22 protein-coding genes and 1 pseudogene are annotated in these 20285 nt (G+C 61.8%); 6 read left to right on the top strand and 17 right to left on the bottom strand.

All coding sequences use genetic code 11. The features are described from left to right. Positions 1-7 precede the first annotated feature (7 nt). The 4 genes from NUH87_RS21615 to pilV form a co-directional block, all read right to left on the bottom strand. On the bottom strand, positions 8-421 hold the full coding sequence (locus NUH87_RS21615; RefSeq protein ID WP_338522608.1) for a type IV pilin protein: 414 nt from the start codon (positions 419-421) through the stop codon (positions 8-10). Between the two features lie 12 nt (positions 422-433). Further along, on the bottom strand, positions 434-931 hold the full coding sequence (locus NUH87_RS21610) for a pilus assembly PilX family protein (protein WP_338522607.1): 498 nt from the start codon (positions 929-931) through the stop codon (positions 434-436). Between the two features lie 95 nt (positions 932-1026). Beyond that, complete coding sequence (locus tag NUH87_RS21605) at positions 1027-1737, bottom strand: PilW family protein (protein WP_338522606.1); 711 nt, start codon at positions 1735-1737, stop codon at positions 1027-1029. Further along, positions 1734-2204, bottom strand: a complete 471-nt coding sequence (pilV, locus tag NUH87_RS21600; RefSeq protein ID WP_338522605.1) for a type IV pilus modification protein PilV — start codon at positions 2202-2204, stop codon at positions 1734-1736. Before pilV ends, NUH87_RS21605 begins: the two co-directional genes overlap by 4 nt. Before the next feature lie 162 nt (positions 2205-2366). On the opposite strand from pilV, the gene NUH87_RS21595 reads away from it, so the two are divergent. Then, the gene (locus NUH87_RS21595; protein ID WP_338522604.1) at positions 2367-2912 is read left to right on the top strand and encodes a GspH/FimT family pseudopilin; all 546 of its coding nucleotides are present in this window, start codon (positions 2367-2369) and stop codon (positions 2910-2912) included. Here the strand turns inward: NUH87_RS21595 and ispH are convergent. From ispH to murJ, 6 genes are all read right to left on the bottom strand, one after another. Beyond that, positions 2889-3836, bottom strand: a complete 948-nt coding sequence (gene ispH / locus NUH87_RS21590; RefSeq protein ID WP_338522603.1) for a 4-hydroxy-3-methylbut-2-enyl diphosphate reductase — start codon at positions 3834-3836, stop codon at positions 2889-2891. The two genes, NUH87_RS21595 and ispH, sit on opposite strands and share 24 nt — an antisense overlap. 87 nt (positions 3837-3923) lie before the next feature. Next, a complete protein-coding gene (fkpB, locus tag NUH87_RS21585; RefSeq protein ID WP_338526887.1) occupies positions 3924-4361 on the bottom strand; it encodes an FKBP-type peptidyl-prolyl cis-trans isomerase in 438 nt (145 codons plus the stop codon). A 7-nt stretch (positions 4362-4368) separates the two neighbouring features. Next, complete coding sequence (lspA, locus tag NUH87_RS21580) at positions 4369-4884, bottom strand: signal peptidase II (RefSeq protein ID WP_338522602.1); 516 nt, start codon at positions 4882-4884, stop codon at positions 4369-4371. Further along, entirely contained in the window at positions 4877-7708 is a 2832-nt protein-coding gene (gene ileS, locus NUH87_RS21575) for an isoleucine--tRNA ligase (RefSeq protein ID WP_338522601.1), read from the bottom strand. The genes lspA and ileS overlap by 8 nt, the downstream gene beginning before the upstream one ends. Further along, positions 7705-8655 carry a bifunctional riboflavin kinase/FAD synthetase gene (gene ribF, locus NUH87_RS21570; protein WP_040071081.1) on the bottom strand — a complete coding sequence of 317 codons (951 nt, stop codon included), beginning with the start codon at positions 8653-8655 and terminating at the stop codon, positions 7705-7707. The genes ileS and ribF overlap by 4 nt, the downstream gene beginning before the upstream one ends. Before the next feature lie 122 nt (positions 8656-8777). Next, complete coding sequence (murJ, locus tag NUH87_RS21565) at positions 8778-10316, bottom strand: murein biosynthesis integral membrane protein MurJ (protein ID WP_338522600.1); 1539 nt, start codon at positions 10314-10316, stop codon at positions 8778-8780. Between the two features lie 252 nt (positions 10317-10568). Between murJ and rpsT the strand changes: the two genes are divergently transcribed. Continuing rightward, positions 10569-10847: a 30S ribosomal protein S20 gene (gene rpsT / locus NUH87_RS21560; RefSeq protein ID WP_040071083.1), complete on the top strand. Its 279-nt coding sequence runs from the start codon at positions 10569-10571 to the stop codon at positions 10845-10847. Positions 10848-10910: 63 nt separating this feature from the next. On the opposite strand, the gene NUH87_RS21555 is transcribed toward rpsT, so the two are convergent. The 5 genes from NUH87_RS21555 to rplU form a co-directional block, all read right to left on the bottom strand. Then, a complete protein-coding gene (locus NUH87_RS21555) occupies positions 10911-11375 on the bottom strand; it encodes a CreA family protein (protein ID WP_040071084.1) in 465 nt (154 codons plus the stop codon). 19 nt (positions 11376-11394) lie between these two features. Next, a complete protein-coding gene (gene proB, locus NUH87_RS21550; protein WP_338526885.1) occupies positions 11395-12513 on the bottom strand; it encodes a glutamate 5-kinase in 1119 nt (372 codons plus the stop codon). A gap of 205 nt (positions 12514-12718) precedes the next feature. Continuing rightward, positions 12719-13945, bottom strand: a complete 1227-nt coding sequence (cgtA, locus tag NUH87_RS21545) for an Obg family GTPase CgtA (RefSeq protein ID WP_040071085.1) — start codon at positions 13943-13945, stop codon at positions 12719-12721. Positions 13946-14138: 193 nt separating this feature from the next. Further along, positions 14139-14396 carry a 50S ribosomal protein L27 gene (gene rpmA, locus NUH87_RS21540; RefSeq protein ID WP_084615145.1) on the bottom strand — a complete coding sequence of 86 codons (258 nt, stop codon included), beginning with the start codon at positions 14394-14396 and terminating at the stop codon, positions 14139-14141. A gap of 36 nt (positions 14397-14432) precedes the next feature. After that, positions 14433-14747, bottom strand: coding sequence for a 50S ribosomal protein L21 (gene rplU / locus NUH87_RS21535; protein ID WP_007950961.1), 315 nt, complete (start codon positions 14745-14747; stop codon positions 14433-14435). Between the two features lie 241 nt (positions 14748-14988). On the opposite strand from rplU, the gene NUH87_RS21530 reads away from it, so the two are divergent. The 3 genes from NUH87_RS21530 to NUH87_RS21520 all read left to right on the top strand — a co-directional run bounded on the left by NUH87_RS21530 (position 14989) and on the right by NUH87_RS21520 (position 16872). Continuing rightward, positions 14989-15957 (top strand): polyprenyl synthetase family protein, encoded by a 969-nt coding sequence (locus NUH87_RS21530; protein ID WP_040071087.1) that lies wholly within the window; start codon positions 14989-14991, stop codon positions 15955-15957. A 212-nt stretch (positions 15958-16169) separates the two neighbouring features. Continuing rightward, positions 16170-16511: a zinc ribbon domain-containing protein YjdM gene (locus NUH87_RS21525; RefSeq protein WP_338522599.1), complete on the top strand. Its 342-nt coding sequence runs from the start codon at positions 16170-16172 to the stop codon at positions 16509-16511. A 103-nt stretch (positions 16512-16614) separates the two neighbouring features. Further along, a complete protein-coding gene (locus NUH87_RS21520) occupies positions 16615-16872 on the top strand; it encodes a hypothetical protein (protein WP_338522598.1) in 258 nt (85 codons plus the stop codon). 84 nt (positions 16873-16956) lie between these two features. Here NUH87_RS21520 and NUH87_RS21515 read toward each other — a convergent pair whose 3' ends face one another. Both NUH87_RS21515 and NUH87_RS21510 read right to left on the bottom strand, forming a co-directional pair. Further along, positions 16957-17574, bottom strand: a complete 618-nt coding sequence (locus NUH87_RS21515; protein WP_040071090.1) for an FKBP-type peptidyl-prolyl cis-trans isomerase — start codon at positions 17572-17574, stop codon at positions 16957-16959. Positions 17575-17683: 109 nt separating this feature from the next. Next, a complete protein-coding gene (locus tag NUH87_RS21510) occupies positions 17684-18172 on the bottom strand; it encodes a TIGR00645 family protein (protein WP_040071091.1) in 489 nt (162 codons plus the stop codon). A gap of 170 nt (positions 18173-18342) precedes the next feature. Here NUH87_RS21510 and NUH87_RS21505 point away from each other — a divergent pair. Next, a pseudogene (locus tag NUH87_RS21505) lies at positions 18343-20165 on the top strand (hypothetical protein). Positions 20166-20285 lie beyond the last annotated feature (120 nt).

The raw sequence follows: 20285 nt of genomic DNA, 5'->3' as shown, positions 1-20285 counted from the left end.
GCACTGCTCAGCGGCCCCAGCAATCCTTGCTGGTCAAACCCGCGGCAGCCCCTGGATTGGTACGCTGGCCGGTCTGGGTGATGTTGAAACCACCGCACCGGTCACCGACCATCATCGACCCGGCCGCCGCAGTCGCCAACAGATTGAAATCCTGGGCATTCAAGGTCGCGGTAATCGTGTAATGGGCATTGCCGGCACTGACCGTCGGTACAGTGGGCGCCGTCCCCGAGTAGGAACCGTTCTTCGAGTAGAACCGCTCGAGGTTCTGGGTCTGTTCGGACAGCAACCCGGCGATTTCCGAGCGGTGCGTACGCTTCACATAGTCGGTGTAGGCGGGATAAGCCACCGCCGTCAGGATACCGACAATGGCCACGACAATCATGAGTTCAATCAAGGTAAAGCCTCTGGAGATTGCTTGCATACGCCGCCGTCCCTATTGAATTTGCCGCCACATGATCCGCCGACTGCCCCCACCGGCCTCACCGGGATTCCCGGCATTGGCCTGGATACTCTCCACAATGGATCGCGAACTGCCGGTGATGGCCACAGCTGTCACCCGGTACAAGGTTGCCGAAGTGCCGATTGGCAGGTTGGCCGCCAACACCGTGACACCCAGGTTCTGTACACCGTAGAAACCGTTGCCGGTGGCAATCCAGTTCACACCCGAGACCGCGTTCGTCCCGGCGGCCGACAGGGTGGCGGATTCCACCGGCGGCGCACAGGTGACATTGGTCGTACATATCGTCAGGTCGTAGGTCGCTCGCTGCACCGTGCTTTCACCGATGCGTAGCGCCGCCTCGGCAGCCTGGAACGAGGTATTGCGCCAGGTGAGACTGCCGGCCATCTTTTCCTGCAAGGTCGCATTCTGCATGGAGGAAATACCGATCAGGGTCAGCAGCAGCAGGAACACCAGGCTGACCAGCAACGTCATGCCGCGCTGCGAGCCGAACCCGAAACCCGTAGTTCTGAAATCTGTAGTGCTGAAACCTGTATCGCTTCGAGGCAAGAACCGCATACAAAGTCCACCTACAAGAGCCGATTGCGCAGGGCAGCGACCACGCTGTACTGCTGATCGGCGACCTGGCCGCTCGGGTCGTACAGGGTCATTTGCAGGCGCACGCTACGGATGGTTGCCGGGTCCGTCGGATGGCTGCTGTAGGAACTGACCGCGATATCGGTCGCCGATCTCGCAACGCCGAAGGAGACGTGGAAGGTTCTGACATTGCTCACCAGCCCGGCCGCCGGGCCTTTCCCGCTGGTGACGGTAATCCGGTTATTCCTGAAGGCATAGATCTGCTGGCGCAAGGGAAAGGCCACTTGCCCGGCGGCCGGCACGCCCGCATCCCGGACAGCCGTCGCCGTATTGCGGCAATCGGAGAGGATCGTCCAGGTCGGCTTCCCGCCATTGCCACCGATATCGGCGGTCACCAGCGTCAGGGTATTGCTGACGCTGTTCCAGGTGATCGGCGTGATGGCGATGGCGGCGAAATTCGCCGCCGCCGAGGTATCGATGGCGCTGGTGGTCAGGCAGCCGAACATGCCGACCATCCGGATCTCCTGCACCATCTTGCTGAGGATGAAACGCGCGTCCTCCTGCATACCAGCGGCCCTGTCCTGGCTGAGATAGGTAGCCTTGGCCGCGACGAAGATCTGGGTAATGCCCAATACGACGATCAGCCCCAGGGTGATGGCAATCATCAACTCGATCAGGCCGAAACCTCTGTAACGACGGCTCATGGTGCGACTACCGGATCGACTGCAACGCGGCTATTGAGCACGAAAGTGAGATTCGGCGTAGCGGCGTCGGTCATGTTGTCAGCCCGTTGGTCACTCCAGCCGATGGTGATGGTGACCGCCCTCCCGCTCACCTCAATCCTCCCCGTCCCGGAAGCTCCGGCGAAGTTACCGATGCTGGTCTTGAAGTCATGGAAATCGGCATCCCGCGCCACTGTCGAACCGGCCGTGGCGGTGACACTCCCCACGCCGGCCAGGGAATAGTCCGCATCCGGGTTGGCGCGGATACGGTCCATCATGTCGTAGGCAATGAAACTGGCCTGGGTTCTCATCTTCGAGCTGTCCGTGTAGATCAGCGCATTGAGCTGAATCGCCGCCGCCCCCAGCACGCCGACGGCAAGGATCAACACCGAGATCAGCACCTCTACCAGCGTCATCCCTGACTGCTTCCCACTCCTCGCCCACCGCATCAGCAACTCCCAGCCAACAAGACCCAACCATTAAAACCGTGGATGCCATCGACTATAACTAGCGGTGCAACCCAAGACATTCCTCACCAGGATGGACGGTTGTTTTCTCAGGACCGGCGCCCGGAACGCGCCGAAACACCCAGTCTCCAGGAGGGAGCCCAGATGGATCAGAAAGGATTCAGCCTTGTTCAGTTGCTGATTGGCCTCGCCGTCATCGGCATTCTTGCCCGATTCGCCAGCCCGGCCTTCAGTGAACTGATCGCCTCGCAGCGTCGCCAGGTGAGCGCCAACGAGCTAGCAAACGGCCTGCAACTGGCGAGAACCGAGGCGGTTCTACGCCAGCAGGATGTCGTCATGCATGCCCTGGAAGAAGATTGGAATCGCGGCTGGCGGATCATCGTCGACCGCAGCGGACAAGGTCACCTGGACCCGGACAACCCGGTGCTGGTTGAACGACGCAGCCATGGACAGACCCCGATCAAAGGCAACCGATTGATCCAGCAGTTTGTCCGCTTTACCGCCATCGGCTCGATCAACCCGCAGAACGGCGCATCGATGGGAGGGACCCTGCATATCTGCGCCACGGACCGCCCCGTCAGCCACTATCAGGTGATACTGGCTGCAACGGGACGGATCAGGCTCGAAAGGCGGGAAATGCCAGAGGCGCTGTGCGCCTCCGCAGGTTTACAGCAGGGAGCGAACGCGTAATTCCTTGGGCATGGAGAAGGTGACGTTCTCCTCGCGACCGGCCAGTTCATCGGCGCCGGTCGCACCCCAGGCCTGGAGCTGCTGGATCACGCCACGCACCAGCACTTCCGGAGCCGAGGCGCCGGCGGTGATGCCGATCTGCTCGACCCCGTCGAACCAGCTGCGCTGCAGGTCTTCAGCGCCGTCGATCAGGTAGGCCGGTGTCGACATGCGCTCGGCCAGCTCGCGCAGGCGGTTGGAGTTGGAGCTGTTCGGGCTGCCCACCACCAACACCACATCGCACTCGTCCGCCAGTTGCTTGACCGCGTCCTGGCGGTTCTGCGTGGCGTAGCAGATGTCGTCCTTGCGCGGTCCGCCGATGGCCGGGAAGCGCGCCCGCAGGGCATCGATGACGCGGCTGGTGTCGTCCATGGACAGGGTGGTCTGGGTCACGAACGCCAGTTTTTCCGGGTTGCGCACCTGCAAGGCGGCGACGTCCTTCTCGTCCTCCACCAGATAGATCGCACCGCCGTTGCTGTCGTCGTACTGGCCCATGGTGCCTTCGACTTCCGGGTGGCCGGCGTGGCCGATCAGGATGCATTCGCGACCGTCGCGGCTGTAGCGCGCCACTTCGATGTGCACCTTGGTCACCAGCGGGCAGGTGGCGTCGAACACTTTCAGGCCACGCCCCGAAGCTTCCGTGCGCACGGCCTGGGAAACGCCGTGGGCACTGAAGATCACGATCACGTCATCCGGTACCTGGTCCAGCTCTTCGACGAAGATGGCGCCACGGGCGCGCAGGTCTTCGACGACGAATTTGTTGTGGACCACTTCATGGCGCACGTAGATCGGCGGGCCGAAGACTTCCAGGGCCCGGTTGACGATTTCGATCGCCCGGTCCACGCCGGCGCAGAAGCCACGGGGGTTGGCGAGTTTGATGTGCATGCTGTGCCTCGTGTCTTGCGCGCAAGGATTGAATCGTTGGACCGCCAGCAAGCCAACCCTGTAGGAGCAAGCTTGCTCGCGATGCTCTTAAAGCGCCTTGACCTCGATGATCTCGACATCGAAGGTCAGGGTCTTGCCCGCCAACGGGTGGTTGAAGTCGACGGTCACCTGGGTGTCGTCGAACGCCTTCACCACACCGGGCAGCTCGGTATTGGCCGCATCGTTGAAGATCACCAGCAAGCCTTCCGACAGCTCCATGTCCTGGAACTGCGAACGCGGCATAACCTGCACATTCTGCGGGTTCGGCTGGCCGAAAGCATTTTCCGGGGCCACGGTCAGGTGGCGCTTGTCACCGGCCTTGAAGCCGAACAGCGCCGCCTCGAAGCCCGGCAGCAGGTTGCCGTCGCCGACCTTGAAGGTCGCCGGCGCCTTGTCGAAGGTGCTGTCGACGGTATCGCCGTTTTCCAGGTGCAAGGCGAAGTGCAAGGTGACCTGGGTGTTCTGACCGATGCGTTGCTCAGCCACTGCGTGTTCAGTCATGAACGGGTTCTCCGGACTTTTTGCTCTTGAACATATCCAGCGCCAGCATCACCGCGCCCACGCTGATGGCGCTGTCGGCAAAGTTGAACGCCGGGAAGTACCAGCGGTTCTGCCAGTGCACCAGGACGAAGTCGATCACATGGCCCAGGGCCATACGGTCATACAGATTACCCAGGGCACCGCCGAGCACCAGCGTCAGCGCAATCGCCAGCCAGGTTTCGTTGCGTCCCAGGCGCTTGAGCCAGACCACCAGCACGGCACTGACCACGACGGCGATCAGCGCGAACAACCAACGCTGCCAGCCGGAGCTTTCCGCCAGGAAGCTGAACGCCGCGCCGGTGTTGTAGGCCAGGGTCCAGCTGAAGTAATCGGGGATGACCACGATCTGTTGGTACAGGTTCAACGAACTGGCGAAGTGGAACTTGCTGGCCTGGTCGATGACCAGGACCAACACGCTCAACCACAACCAGCCCAGGCGGCCGAAACGGCCGGCACTGGTGTTAGGCATAGTGACGCACCTCGCCTTCGCCGCTGATGTTGTCCACGCAACGACCGCAGATTTCCGGATGCTCCGGGTTGACCCCGACGTCCTCGCGGTGATGCCAGCAACGGCCGCACTTGGCATGGGCGGACTTGACCACCTTGAGCTTCAGGCCGGCCACTTCGGTGACCACCGCATCCGCCGGGGCCAGCGCCAACGGCGCAACGGTCGCGGTGGAAGTGATCAACACGAAACGCAGTTCGTTGCTCAGCTTGCCCAGGTCGGCAACCAGCGCCTCCTCGGCGAACAGGGTCACTTCGGCCTGCAGGTTGCCGCCGATGGCCTTGGCCGCCCGCAGGTTCTCCATCTCCTTGTTGACCGCGACCTTGACCGCCATGATCCGCTCCCAGTAGTCACGATCCAGCTCGAAGCCTTCCGGCAGCTCGCTGAGACCTTCATACCAGGTGTTGAGCATCACCGATTCGTTGCGCTCGCCCGGCAGGTACTGCCACAGCTCGTCGGCGGTGAAGGCCAGGATCGGCGCGATCCAGCGCACCAGCGCTTCGCTGATGTGGAACAGCGCGGTCTGGCAGGAACGCCGGGCCTTGCTGTCGGCGCCGGTGGTGTACTGGCGGTCCTTGATGATGTCGAGGTAGAAACCGCCCAGCTCCTGCACGCAGAAGTTGTGCACCTTGGAGTAGACGTTCCAGAAACGGTATTCAGCGTAATGCAGTTCCAGCTCGCGTTGCAGCAGCAGCGCGCGATCCACGGCCCAGCGGTCCAGGGCGAGCATCTCCTCGGCCGGCAGCAGGTCGCTGGCCGGGTTGAAGCCGCTCAGGTTGGAGAGCAGGAAACGCGCGGTGTTGCGGATCCGCCGGTAGGCGTCGGCGCTGCGTTGCAGGATCTGGTCGGACACCGCCATCTCGCCCGAGTAGTCGGTCGAGGCTACCCACAGGCGCATGATGTCGGCGCCCAGGGTGTCGTTGACTTTCTGCGGCGCGATCACGTTGCCCAGGGACTTGGACATCTTGCGACCGGCCTCGTCGACGGTGAAGCCGTGGGTCAGCAGTTCGCGGTACGGCGCGTGGTCGTCGATGGCGCAACCGGTCAGCAGGGAGGAATGGAACCAGCCGCGATGCTGGTCCGAACCTTCCAGGTACAGGTCGGCGCGCGGACCGCTCTCGTGGCCGACCGGGTGCGAACCGCGCAGTACGTGCCAGTGGGTGGTCCCGGAGTCGAACCAGACGTCGAGGGTGTCGCTGATCTTGTCGTACAGCGGCGCTTCGTCGCCCAGCAGCTCGGCGGCGTCCATCTTGAACCAGGCCTCGATACCTTCGACTTCGACGCGCTGGGCAACGATTTCCATCAGCTCGACAGTGCGTGGGTGCAGCTCGCCGCTTTCCTTGTTGAGGAAGAACGGGATCGGCACGCCCCAGTTGCGCTGGCGGGAGATGCACCAGTCCGGACGGTTGGCGATCATCGAGTGCAGGCGTGCCTGGCCCCAGGCCGGAATGAACTGGGTGTGCTCGATGGCACTGAGCGCGCGCTCACGCAGGGTGTCGCCGGCCACCGGGGCCTTGTCCATGCCGATGAACCACTGCGCGGTGGCGCGGTAGATCAGCGGGGTCTTGTGGCGCCAGCAGTGCATGTAGCTGTGGCTGATGGTTTCGGTGTGCAGCAGGGAGCCGACTTCGGCCAGCTTGTCGACGATGGCCGGGTTGGCCTTGAAGATGAACTGGCCGCCGAAGAACCCCAGGGACTCGGCATACACGCCGTTGCTCTGCACCGGATTGAGGATGTCATCGTTGACCAGCCCGTACTGCTTGCAGATCTTGAAGTCGTCCTCGCCGTAGGCCGGGGAGCAATGCACGATGCCGGTACCGGCGCCCAGTTCGACGTAGTCGGCCAGGTACACCGGCGACAGGCGGTCATAGAACGGGTGACGGAAGTTGATCAGTTCCAGGGCCTGGCCCTTGGCAATCGCGAGCACCGAGCCTTCCAGCTTGTAGCGCGCCAGGCACGCCTCCACCAGCTCTTCGGCCAGCACCAGCAACCGGTCGCCGACATCCACCAGGGCGTAGTTGAATTCGGGGTGAACGTTCAGCGCCTGGTTGGCCGGGATGGTCCACGGGGTGGTGGTCCAGATCACGATCTGCGCCGGCTTGGCCAGCGCCGGCAGGCCGAAGGCGGCGGCCAGCTTGTCCTGGTCGGCTATAGGGAAACCAACGTCGATGGTCGGGGACTTCTTGTCCTGGTATTCGACCTCGGCTTCGGCCAGGGCCGAAGCGCAATCGAAGCACCAGTTCACCGGCTTGAGGCCCTTGAACACGAAGCCGCCCTTGACGATTTCGGCCAGGGCGCGGATTTCACCGGCCTCGTTCTTGAAGTCCATGGTCTTGTAGGGGTTGGCGAAGTCGCCCAGCACGCCCAGGCGGATGAACTCGGACTTCTGCCCTTCGATCTGCTCGGTGGCGTAGGCGCGGCACAGTTCGCGGGTCTTGTCCGCGCTCAGGTTCTTGCCGTGGGTCACTTCGACCTTGTGTTCAATCGGCAGGCCATGGCAGTCCCAACCCGGCACATAAGGGGCATCGAAGCCGGCCAGGGTCTTGGAACGGATGATCATGTCCTTGAGAATCTTGTTCAGCGCATGACCGATGTGAATCGTGCCGTTGGCATACGGAGGACCGTCGTGAAGAATGAACTTCGGACGATCCTTGCCAATCTCGCGCAACTTCCCGTACAGGCCAATGCTGTCCCAGCGCTGCAGAATCTGCGGTTCGCGCTGTGGCAGGCCGGCCTTCATCGGGAAGGCGGTGTCCGGGAGGTTAAGCGTGGCTTTGTAGTCGGTCATTTCAGGCTCTTTTTAAGCGGTTGACCCTGCCAGTGGGCACGGGCGGCGGCGACGTCCGCATTGATCGCCGTCTTGAGCGCCTCCAGGGAGGCAAATCGCTGCTCATCGCGCAGCTTGTGGTGGAAGACCACCGTCAAACGCCGGTCATACAGATCACCGGCAAAATCCAGCAGGTGCACTTCCAGGTGAGCGCTGCCATCACCTGAAACCGTTGGCCGCACGCCGATATTGGCGACACCCGGCCACGCCTGGCCGTCGAGCTCGATGCTGACCAGGTAGACCCCGGTCAACGGCACGCGACGGCGCTTGAGCTGCACGTTGGCAGTCGGCGTGCCCAGTTGGCGCGCCAGTTTCTGCCCATGCAACACCCGTCCGGCGATACGGAACGGGCGGCCGAGCAAACGCTCGGCCAGGGCGAAGTCCGCCGCCGCCAGGGCATTACGCACCTGGGTGCTGCTGACTCGCAGGCCATCGAGTTCAACGGTCTGCGCGGCCTCGACGGTAAAACCGCGGGCACGGCCGGCCTGTTGCAGGAACTCGAAATCGCCGACGCGATCACAGCCGAAGCGGAAGTCGTCGCCGACTTCCAGATGCTGCACGCCCAGGCCGTCCACCAGGATGGTATCGACGAACTCGGTGGCGCTAAGCTTGCTCAGGCGCTGGTTGAACGCCAGGCACAGGACCCGGTCGACGCCCTCGGCGGCCAGCAGCTTCAGCTTGTCGCGCAGGCGTGCCAGACGCGCAGGCGCGGTGTCCGGGGCAAAGAACTCGCGCGGCTGCGGCTCGAAAATCACCACGCAGCTGGGCACGCCCAACTCCAGCGCACGCTCGCGCAGCCGGGCCAGGATAGCCTGGTGGCCACGGTGAACACCGTCAAAGTTGCCAATGGTGGCGACGCAGCCCCGATGCCGGGGGCGCAGGTTGTGAAGGCCTCGAACCAGCTGCATAACGCGCTTCTTGCTCATAAAGTGGTCGATTATAACCACACCCGGCGGCCGACGACAGGCAACAGCACCGCACAAATCGATCGAACCGACAAAACTCTCGTGCACCGCCTACCAGGAACGCGTTACATCAACGATTTTCGATTGAAATGCCGCAGGCGCAGGCCCAGGGCCGCCAACATGCCGAAGTATGCCAGCACGCCGGCCGCCACCAAGGTGCCCAGGCGAAGGAAACGCTCGAGCATGTGCCCCTGGTCCCAGGCCGGCATGACCTGCATCAACCCGAACAATACCGCCGACATCACCACCACCGCCAGCACCAGCTTCGCCAGATACGCCCCCCAGCCCGGCTGCGGCACGAACAACTGTTGCTTGCGTAGTTGCCAGAACAGCAGCCCGGCGTTGATACAGGCCCCGCCACTGATCGCCAGCGCCAGCCCGGCATGGGCCAGGGGCCCGATAAAGGCCAGGTTGAGCAACTGTGTGACCGTCAGGGTGAAAATGGCGATCTTCACCGGGGTGCGAATGTTCTGCTGCGCGTAGAAACCGGGCGCCAGCACCTTGATCATGATGATGCCCAGCAACCCCAGCGAGTAGGCAATCAGCGCACGCTGGGTCATCAACGCATCGAAGGCACTGAACTGGCCGTACTGGAACAGCGCGACCGTCAGGGGCCTGGAGAGGATCGCCAGCGCCAGGGAGCACGGCAACACCAGCACGAAGCACAACCGCAGGCCCCAGTCGAGAATCCGCGAATACTCGTGACGATCCTTGCTGGCATAGGTCTTGGACAGGATCGGCAACAGGATGGTGCCCAGCGCCACCCCCAGCACCCCGGACGGCAACTCCATCAGCCGGTCGGCGTAGTACATCCAGGACACCGACCCCGCCACTAGGAAGGAGGCGAAGATGGTGTTGATGATCAGGGAAATCTGGCTGACCGACACCCCGAGAATCGCCGGCAGCATCTGCTTCATCACCCGCCAGACACCGCTGTCGCGCCAATTCAGCCGTGGCAGCACCAGCATGCCGATCTTCTTCAGGCTCGGCAGCTGGTAGAGCAACTGGGCCAGGCCGCCGGCCAGCACCGCCCAACCCAGGGCCATCACCGGCGGATCGAAATACGGCGTCAGGAACAGGGCAAAAATGATCATGCTCACGTTCAGCAGCGTCGGCACGAAGGCCGGCACCGAAAAACGGTTCCAGGTATTGAGGATCGCCCCCGCCAGGGACGACAGCGAGATCAGCAATATATAAGGAAAAGTCACCCGCAACAGGTCGGAGGTCAGCTTGAACTTCTCCGGCGTGTTGGTAAAACCCGGGGCCGTGACCCAGATCACCCAGGGCGCGGCCAGCATGCCCAGCACCGTCACCAACGCCAGCACCAGGGTCAGCAGGCCGCTGACATAGGCGATGAAGGTGCGGGTCGCCTCTTCGCCCTGCTGGCTCTTGTATTCCGCCAGGATCGGCACGAAGGCCTGGGAAAAGGCCCCTTCGGCAAAGATCCGCCGCAGCAGGTTGGGCAGTTTGAAGGCGATAAAGAAGGCGTCAGTGGCCATTCCGGCACCGAAGATACGCGCGATGATCGTATCGCGAACAAACCCCAGAACCCGGGAAATCATCGTGATAGAGCTGACGGCGGCCAACGACTTGAGCAGATTCATTGAAAGAGAGTGCGCCTTTGGAGAAAGAGCAGGCGAACAAAGCGCCCGTTTGTGCGATACTCCGCGCCGCAACAGCACAGAGCCAAAGCTCGCGAGTTTACAGGTCAGGCGCCGGAAATAAATCACCCGTCTCTTCAGATCGACCACTCAGCGGGATGTATCACCCGCCCTTGACAAGACTTCAACTCATCGGCATGATTCGCGGCCTATTTTGTTTGCTATTCCCTAAAAAGTCTTTCGAGGAGCTCGACGGTGGCCAACTCACCTTCCGCCAAAAAACGTGCAAAACAGGCTGAGAAGCGTCGCAGCCACAACGCCAGCCTGCGTTCCATGGTTCGTACCTACATCAAGAACGTAGTCAAAGCCATCGACGCAAAAGACGCTGTCAAAGCTCAAGCCGCTTATGTTCTGGCTGTTCCTGTTATCGACCGCATGGCCGATAAAGGCATCATCCACAAGAACAAGGCCGCTCGTCACAAGGGTCGTCTGAACGGCCACATCAAGGCGCTGAACCTTGCTGCTGCAGCCTAAGCGACACGCTTGTTAAAAAACCGACCTCAGGGTCGGTTTTTTATTGCCTGCGATTTCAGCACCTCACGGGTGCGACGGCCAGGGCAGGATCGGAATCGCCGTCACCGCATTCTGCGGGCTGCCTTCGATCAAGCGATCGCTGTAGACCAGATACACGAGAGTATTGCGCTTCTTGTCGAGGAAGCGCACCACCTGCATGGTCTTGAACACCAGCGAGGTGCGCTCCTTGAACACCTCCTCGCCATCCTTCAACTCGCCGCTGAAACGAATCGAGCCGACCTGGCGACAGGCAATCGACGCCTCGGCGCGATCCTCGGCCAGCCCCAGGCCACCCTTCAAGCCGCCGGTCTTGGCCCGGGACAGGTAGCAGGTCACCCCCTCGACCTTGGGATCGTCGAACGCCTCGACCACGATGCGATCGTTCGGCCCGACGAACTTGAAGACCGTGGACACCTGGCCAATCTCTTCAGCCGACGCCAGCAACGGCATCGCCAGCAGCAACCCCAACAATCCCTTTGCGATACCCATACCCATCTCCCTCAATCCATCACACCAGAATCAGGTTATCGCGGTGAACCAGTTCAGGCTCCGCCATATACCCCAGCAGACCGACAATGGCATCCGACGACTGCCCGATAATCTTCTGCGCCTCGAGCGCACTGTAGTTCGCCAACCCACGAGCGATCTCACGACCGTCCGACGCCACGCACACCACCATCTCACCGCGACGGAAGCTGCCCTGGACCAGCTTCACCCCCACCGGCAGCAGGCTCTTGTGATCCCGGGCCAGCGCATTCACCGCACCATCATCCAGCACCAGCGTGCCACGGGTCTGCAGATGCCCGGCCAGCCACTGCTTGCGCGCCGCCAGCATGCCACGCTCGGGCGACAGCAAGGTGCCGATGCGCTCGCCCGACTTCAGGCGATCCAGCACGCGCTCCAGGCGCCCACCGACAATGATCGTATGCGCACCGGAACGCGCCGCCAGTCGCGCCGCGCGCAACTTGGTCTGCATGCCGCCACGCCCCAGCGCACCGCCGGTACCGCCCGCCACCGCATCCAGCGCCGGATCATCGGCACGCGCCTCATAAATCAGCTGGGCATCAGGGTTGTTGCGCGGATCGGCGTCGAACATGCCGTCACGATCCGTCAGGATCACCAGCAGGTCCGCTTCCACCAGGTTGGCCACCAGCGCCGCCAGGGTGTCGTTGTCGCCGAAACGGATTTCATCGGTGACCACGGTGTCGTTCTCGTTGATCACCGGGATGACCTTGAGCTCGACCAACGCACGCAAGGTGCTGCGCGCATTGAGGTAACGCTTGCGGTCGGACAGATCGTCATGGGTCAGCAGGATTTGCGCGGTATGCCGGCCATGCTCGGCAAAGCTCGACTCCCAGGCCTGCACCAGACCCATCTGGCCAATCGCGGCAGCCGCCTGCAACTCGTGCATGGCACTCGGTCGCACCGTCCAGCCCAGGCGGCTCATGCCCGCCGCCACCGCACCGGAAGACACCAGCACCAGCTCGACGCCCGCCTCGTGCAACGCCACCATCTGCTCGACCCAGACGCCCATTGCGGCGCGATCGAGCCCCTTGCCGTCCGCCGTCAGCAGTGCGCTGCCGATCTTCACGACCCAACGCTGCGCACCTGTCACCTTGCTCCGCATCATCTTTCAACCTTGGCTTGCGGGCAGCGCGACCGAGCGCTGCCCATGCGATTGTTCAGGGTAGCCGGTTCCCAGAAACCAGAACGCCGCTCGAATGAGCGGCGCCAGGTGGAACAGGCTGATGGCGATGATAACACCGCCACAAGTCAGATAGACCGCCCGCCTGCAATCGAGCGGCGGCCCACCCCTACGGTAAACGGCAACGTCAGTCGCGCACGTAGATGATTTCCGGGCCATCCTCGTCATCGACGTCTTCTTCGTCCCAGTCATCATCGTCGCCGATGTCATGGACGCTCTTGACGCCGCTGCGGCGCAGGGCACGCTGGTCATCCAGGGCCTGCAACCGGGCACGCGCCTCGTCTTCGATACGCTGATCCAGGTCGCGCAGCTCGTCGGCGTAGGCCGGATCGCTGGCCAGACGGTCAAGACGATCCTCCAGGTAGCGCATGATGTCACGGGTCAGGCGCTCGGTCCCTTCGCTGGCGATCGCCGAGATCACATAGACCGGACCGGTCCACTGCAAGCGCTCGACCACTTCCTTGACCCGCTCCTCGTGCTCTTCCTCGAGGATCTGGTCGCACTTGTTCAGCACCAGCCAGCGATCACGCTCCGCCAGGGACGGACTGAACTTGGCCAGCTCGGTGACGATCACTTCAGCCGCATCCGGCGCACTGCTCTCATCCAGCGGCGCCATGTCGACGAGGTGCAGCAGCAAGCGCGTACGCGCCAGGTGCTTGAGGAAGCGAATCCCCAGGCCGGCACCGTCCGAAGCGCCCTCGATCAACCCCGGAATGTCGGCGATGACGAAGCTTTTCCAGCGGTCGACACTGACCACACCCAGGTTCGGCACCAGCGTGGTGAACGGATAGTCCGCCACCTTCGGCCTGGCCGCCGAGACCGAACGAATGAACGTGCTCTTACCGGCATTCGGCAAGCCCAGCAGGCCGACGTCGGCCAGCACCTTCATTTCCAGCTTGAGGTCGCGCTGCTCGCCCGGCTTGCCCGGCGTGGTCTGGCGCGGCGCACGGTTGGTACTGGACTTGAAGCGGGAGTTACCCAGGCCGTGCCAGCCACCATGAGCCACCAGCAGGCGCTGCCCCGACTTGACCAGGTCACCGATGACTTCCTGGGTACTGGAATCGATCACCGTGGTGCCGACCGGTACGCGCAGCTCCAGATCCTCACCCTTCTTGCCGGTGCAGTCGGTACTGCCGCCGTTGGAACCGCGCTCGGCATCGAAGTGCCGGGTATAGCGGTAATCCACCAGGGTATTGAGGTTTTCGTCGGCGACCATGTAGACCGAGCCGCCGTCACCCCCATCACCGCCGTTGGGACCACCCTTCTCGATGAACTTCTCCCGACGGAAACTCATGCAACCGTTGCCGCCGTCGCCAGCTTTTACGCGAATCGATACTTCATCAACGAACTTCATAACACACGCCTCTCGTCACCGGGACGAGCCGAAAAACCACAAGTATAAGACTCTTGCAAAGATGAGCGCGGCGACCTCAATCAACGACCGAAAAATCCAGCGCCGGCAGCCCATACAAACAGCTTTGCAAGAGACTCACCCCACAAACGAAAAAGCCCCGTCGCAAGACGGGGCTTCTCCAGCACTCTCGCGATTAAGCCGCGACAACGCTCACGTAACGACGACCGAAGGCGCCTTTTACTTCAAACTTGATCACGCCTTCGACTTTAGCGAAGAGAGTGTGATCTTTACCCATGCCAACGCCGTAACCGGCGTGGAATTGGGTGCCGCGCTGACGCACGATGATGTTGCCCGCTTTGATAGCCTGGCCGCCATACATCTTCACGCCAAGGCGTTTCGATTCTGAGTCGCGACCGTTACGGGTACTACCACCAGCTTTTTTGTGTGCCATGAGTTCAATACTCCAAAAGGGGATTAAGGCTGAAAATTAAGCCTGAATACCGGTGATTTTGATCTCGGTGTACCACTGACGGTGGCCCATGCGCTTCATGTGGTGCTTACGACGACGGAACTTGATGATGCGGACTTTATCGTGACGACCTTGGGAGATCACTTCAGCCACAACGGTAGCGCCAGCAACAACTGGAGCGCCAATGTTCACGTCATCGCCATTGGCGACCAACAGAACGCGATCAAAGGTAACGGATTCGCCGGTGGCGACTTCCAGTTTCTCGATCTTCAGGTATTCACCTGGAGCGACTTTGTACTGCTTGCCGCCGGTAACGATTACTGCGTAAGACATGGTATTTCTCCGATAATCCTGCTCACCCAGCGCTTTATAGGTAAAGGTATTGGCTGGCATGGCTGCATGGGGCTGGAACGGCCCAGATGCAATTGCGTAAGGCAGGTGCTGCCCAGGAAGTTCAGGGTGCGCGATTGTACGCAAGCCACCGGGCCATTGCAAGCGTGCAGACCGCGTGCCTTGACAGCGTAGACCCCCCGCCCTAGCATGCCGCGCAACCCTTCTGGAGCGACTCTCGCTGATGCAACCCCAAGCTTTCTACCGCGCGGTGGCGGACGATTTTAGCGCCGTCGACGGCATCATCAAGAAGCAGCTGACTTCCCGGGTACCGCTGGTCTCGAAAATCGGCGACTACATCACCTCGGCCGGGGGCAAGCGCCTGCGTCCTTTATTGGTGCTGCTGTGTGGCAAGGCCCTGGGGCGCGAAGGCGACGACCTGCGCCTGCTGGCCGCCACCATCGAGTTCCTGCACACCGCCACCCTGCTGCATGACGACGTGGTCGACATGTCCGGCATGCGCCGTGGCCGCTCCACCGCCAACGCCATGTGGGGCAATGCCCCGAGCGTACTGGTGGGCGATTTCCTGTACTCGCGCTCCTTCGAGATGATGGTCGAGCTGGGTTCGATGCCGGTGATGAAGATCCTTTCGCAAGCCACCCGCATCATCGCCGAGGGCGAAGTGCTGCAGCTGTCCAAGGTTCGCGACGCCAGCACCAGCGAAGAAACCTATATGGAAGTCATCCGCGGCAAGACCGCGATGCTCTTCGAGGCCTCGACCCACAGCGCCGCGGCCCTGTGCGGGGCCACACCGGAGCAGGCCGAAGCGCTGCGTACCTTCGGCGATCACCTGGGCGTCGCTTTCCAGCTGGTGGACGACCTGCTGGACTACCAGGGCGATGCCGAGACCCTGGGCAAGAATGTCGGCGACGACCTGGCCGAGGGCAAGCCGACCCTGCCGCTGATCTACACCATGCGCGAAGGCACGCCGGAACAGGCGGCCCTGGTGCGCAAGGCGATCCAGAAAGGCGGTATCGAAGACCTGGAAAGCATTCGCCAGGCCGTACAGGCCTCCGGCTCGCTGGAATACACCGCGCAACTGGCCCGCGACTACGTGGCGCGCGCCATCGCCTGCCTGGAAGCCCTGCCGGCCAGCGAATACCGTGATGCGCTGGTGGAGCTGAGCGAGTTTGCGGTCGCCCGCACTCACTAAGAGATCTCGATCTACTGTAGGAGCCAGCTTGCTGGCGATGAATGCAAGAGCAGCGCGGTGATCCAGATTCTCCGCGTTATCGTTGACGTCCATCGCCAGCAAGCTGGCTCCTACAAAGTCCCACGTCAACCTGCTCCCGCCGCAACATCCCCTCCCCCGCTAAAACCCTATATAATGTGCGCTTTTCGTCATCCTGAAACCGAGGAGCCTTAGTGAGCACGTTGCCACCCTGCCCGAAATGCAATTCCGAATTTACCTACGAAGACGGCACCCAACTGGTCTGCCCGGAATGCGCCCATGAGTGGTCCGCCACCGGCGAAACCGAAGCCGCCGGCGACGACACCGTGAAAAAAGACTCCGTGGGCAACGTCCTGCAGGACGGCGATACCATCACCGTGATCAAGGACCTGAAGGTCAAGGGCACGTCCCTGGTGGTCAAGGTCGGCACCAAGGTCAAGAACATCCGCCTGTGCGATGGCGACCACGACATCGACTGCAAGATCGACGGCATCGGCCCGATGAAGCTCAAGTCCGAGTTCGTCAGAAAGGTCTAAAGGCGCTGTAATCCCCTACAGAAAATCCAACAATCGGCCAATAGGCGCTTGCTATTCTTTGAATAGGAATTATTCTCATCAAATCCACCAAGGAGATGAGAACATGACTTATTTGATCGATGCCTGGCTGGACCGTCCACACCCTTACCTGCGCATCCTGCATCGGGAAACGGGGGAAGTCTGTGCGGTACTGGAAGAAGAAGCCTTGAACGAGTTGCAGGACCAGGGCGACCTGGACCTCAGCGGCTTGAGTTCCAGCGAGCCGCTGGTGCTCAAGGAACTGGTACGCAACCTGTTTCTGTTCTGCTATGCCCGGGCGTTGCGCCCGAGTGGGGAGCCGGATACCAGGATCCGGTTATGATTCAGCGCGTCACACCCACCTGCAGGCGCCGGACACGCCCTTGAACTCGCAAGGACGACCGGCGCCTGCAGGCACACGCGGTACTTACAGAACGGCGAGCAGCTCGACGTCGAACACCAGTACGCTGTGCGGCGGAATGCTGCCCACGCCTTGGGCGCCGTAGGCCAGTTCGCTCGGCACGTACAGGCGCCATTTGCTACCGGCATTCATCAGTTGCAGCGCCTCGGTCCAACCGGCGATCACGCCGCCGACCGGGAACTCGGCCGGCTGGCCACGCTCGTAGGAGCTGTCGAACACGGTGCCGTCGATCAGGGTGCCGTGGTAGTGGGTACGCACGCTGTCCTCACGGGACGGCTTGGCGCCCTCGCCCTGGGCCAGCACTTCGAACTGCAGGCCGGAAGCCAGGGTGGTGATCCCTTCGCGCTTGGCGTTTTCCGCCAGGAAAGCCAGACCGGCACCCGCCGCGGCTTCAGCCTTGGCGGCCGCTTCGGCCTGCATGATTTCGCGGATCACCTTGAAGCTGGCGGACAGCTCTTCCTGGCCCACACGGCTCGGTTTGCCGGCGAAGGCGTCGGTCAGGCCGGCCAGGATCGCGTCGAGGCTCACGCCCGGTGGCGGGTTGTCACGCAGCTGGTCGCCCAGCTGGCGGCCGATACCGTAGCTGACGCGGGTTTCGTCGGTGGACAGATTTACTTCGGACATGACACTGCTCCGCTGTGGGCTGCTACGGGAAACACCTGTTGTATCAGGCATTGCCCCGTGCACCCGAAACCAAAAAGGGCCAGCAGACTAGCACACAAGCACAGCGGGGTCAGTGCTTGGTCAGCTTGTCCAGGTAACCCATCGCGAAGGCCGACAGCACAAAGGTCATGTGGATGATCACATACCATTGCAGGTGCACCGGATCGACGTTCTTGGCATCCATGAACACCCGCAACAGGTGGATCGAGGAAATCGCCACGATCGACGCCGCCACCTTCATCTTCAGCGAGGTGGAGTCCATCTTGCCCAGCCAACTGAGCTTTTCCTTGCTGTCATCGATGTCTAGCTGGGACACGAAGTTCTCGTAGCCGGAAATCATCACCATCACCAGCAAGCCGCCCACCAGCGCCATGTCGATCAGCGACAGCAACACCAGGATCAGGTCGGCCTCGGCCATCTCGAAGACATTGGGGATAACGTGAAACACTTCCTGGAAGAATTTCAAGGCCAGGGCCAGCAGGCCCAGGGACAGACCGAAGTAGATCGGCGCCAGCAACCAGCGCGAGGCATACATCGTATTTTCGACAAAACGTTCCATGGATCTCATACCAACTGAAAATGGCCGCGAGTATACCAGCGCTGAAACCCGAGGGAAAAAAGCCCTCTCCAGGCCGTCGTTCAACATCGGGACAGCTGCGCCAGGGTGATTTTCTGCTAGTGTCGGCATCAACGACATCGCGTGTGCACTGTGTACAGGAAAACTGAACAATGGATTTGCGACTTCCCCTGGGTTGCCTCGGGCTATCGGTGGCTCTGCTGGTGAGCGGCTGTTCCCCAAAGACAAGCAACAACACACCAGCCTCGAGGAAAAGACCGCGCAGTTCGAAAAGACCCTCGACACCCTCCAGGACCCCAAGCTCAAGGATGCCGTGGCCGACCTCGGCGGTTCCCTGCTGTTGCTCGAACGGGCACGCCTGCGCCTGCGGGACAAGCCCATCGAAACCGAATACAGCGACGATGCCCTGGCGCTGCTCAAGCACTACCCCAGCCCGCAGGCCCTGGCCGACACCTATATCAACGGCCTCTTCGTGCTGCGCAAGACCTCCAGCTCCGACTACCTGACCGACCTGCAACCGATCTTTCCGTTCAGCTTCAACTACCCCACCGAGTTCCCGTTCCCCCATGCCCTGGAATGGCAGTCGGTGACCCTGAGCAACAAACAGGTCATCCCCTTCCAGCCCGAGTGGTCGGAGACCGATCCCGGCATCCAGTTGAGCCCCTCCAGCGCCAACATGACCAACCCCGACGACCTGACGCTCACCTACCCGTACATCGAAGGCATGGAAGTCGATCCGAAAAAACAGCCGCAACCCCTGACCCTGCACGGCAAGGTCGAAGTCATCGTGCCGCGCAAGGTGGTGACCTTCAACCTGACCCGCCAGGACGTCGGCAAGCTGCAGAGCAACGACAACATCAGCCTGACCCTGGTGTCGCTGGACAAGAACAACGCCGAAATCGAACTGAACACCAACCCCACGCAAACGCCCCAGGTCGGTGACACACCGCTCAATCCGCTGATCGTCCAGGCCAAGGACAGCACCGGGCAATTTCTCTCGCGTGCCGGCGCCATCAACGAAAACGCCGCGCAGATCGCCTTTTACCAGCAGCAACTGGATGAAATGCTCGAACAGAAGAGCTGGAGCGATGCGTTCGGGAAGAAACTCGACGACGAGCAGAAGGCCTTCGAGGCGAAACAGACCAGCCACTACACCCGCGTCTACTTCAACGGCATGGTCGACAAGCTGGAAATCAGCGTGATGGATTTTTCCGCGGCCACGGTCAATCGCAAGGAGCTGGACCTGCCGGTCCGCCAGTTCGACAACAGCACCAGCCAGGATGTCCAGCCACTGCCCATGCCGGTGGTGGTCTACGACGACCAGGCGGCGAGCTATCTCAAGGACGCCCATCTCGATGCCGAGAAGCTGAAGAAGAGCGTGGTCATCAGCCAGTCAGTGGACGATGCCAGCGCGGCGCATATCGAGTTCGACCACCCCAAGACCTTCAACGACGAGTTGCTCGGTTCACCCAGGGCACCCGCCGACGGCCCGGTGACCTTCTTCGCCGAGGACGAACAAGGCAAACGCGGCGAGCCCCTGGAACTGCCCACCGAGGCCTTCGAGGTCAATCCGCTGGAAGGCAGCATCACCTACGACCTGAACCTGTTCCCGGAAACACCGGCCTATGCCGTCGGCTCGATGCCGTTGTTCCTGGCCGAGATCCAGAAAGACACCCTCGACGCCCACCAGTTGCCCACGGGCCTGGAGCTCAAGGGCAACGCGCTGATCGTCGACCAGAAGCGCTTCCCTTCCGAAGCCTGGCGCTTCTACGCCAAGGACGACAGCGGCAACTACCTCAAGGAAATCCTCGCCACCAGCCATAGCGACAAGCCGGACTCGCCCCCCGTCTATGATGTGCATTACTTCTACGGGCAGCCGACCCGGCTGGAAAGCTACCAGCGCACGGCATTGAACACCGTCGAGTACGGTTTCGAGGTCAAGCTCGACAAGACCCAGGCAGGTCCCGTCGAGTAACTCTCCCGGACCTGCGACTTAGGGTCTGTACGAAAACTCGCCGAGCGGCGATCAGGCAAGGCAAAAACAGGCGAGGAAGCGGAGTGTAGGGACCTACATGAGCATTCCGAGCCTGTTTTT

Origin of the sequence: Pseudomonas batumici (assembly GCF_036585405.1) — a bacterium.
Taxonomy (GTDB): Bacteria; Pseudomonadota; Gammaproteobacteria; order Pseudomonadales; family Pseudomonadaceae; genus Aquipseudomonas; species Aquipseudomonas batumici.
This window is presented reverse-complemented; position numbering and strand designations above follow the sequence as displayed.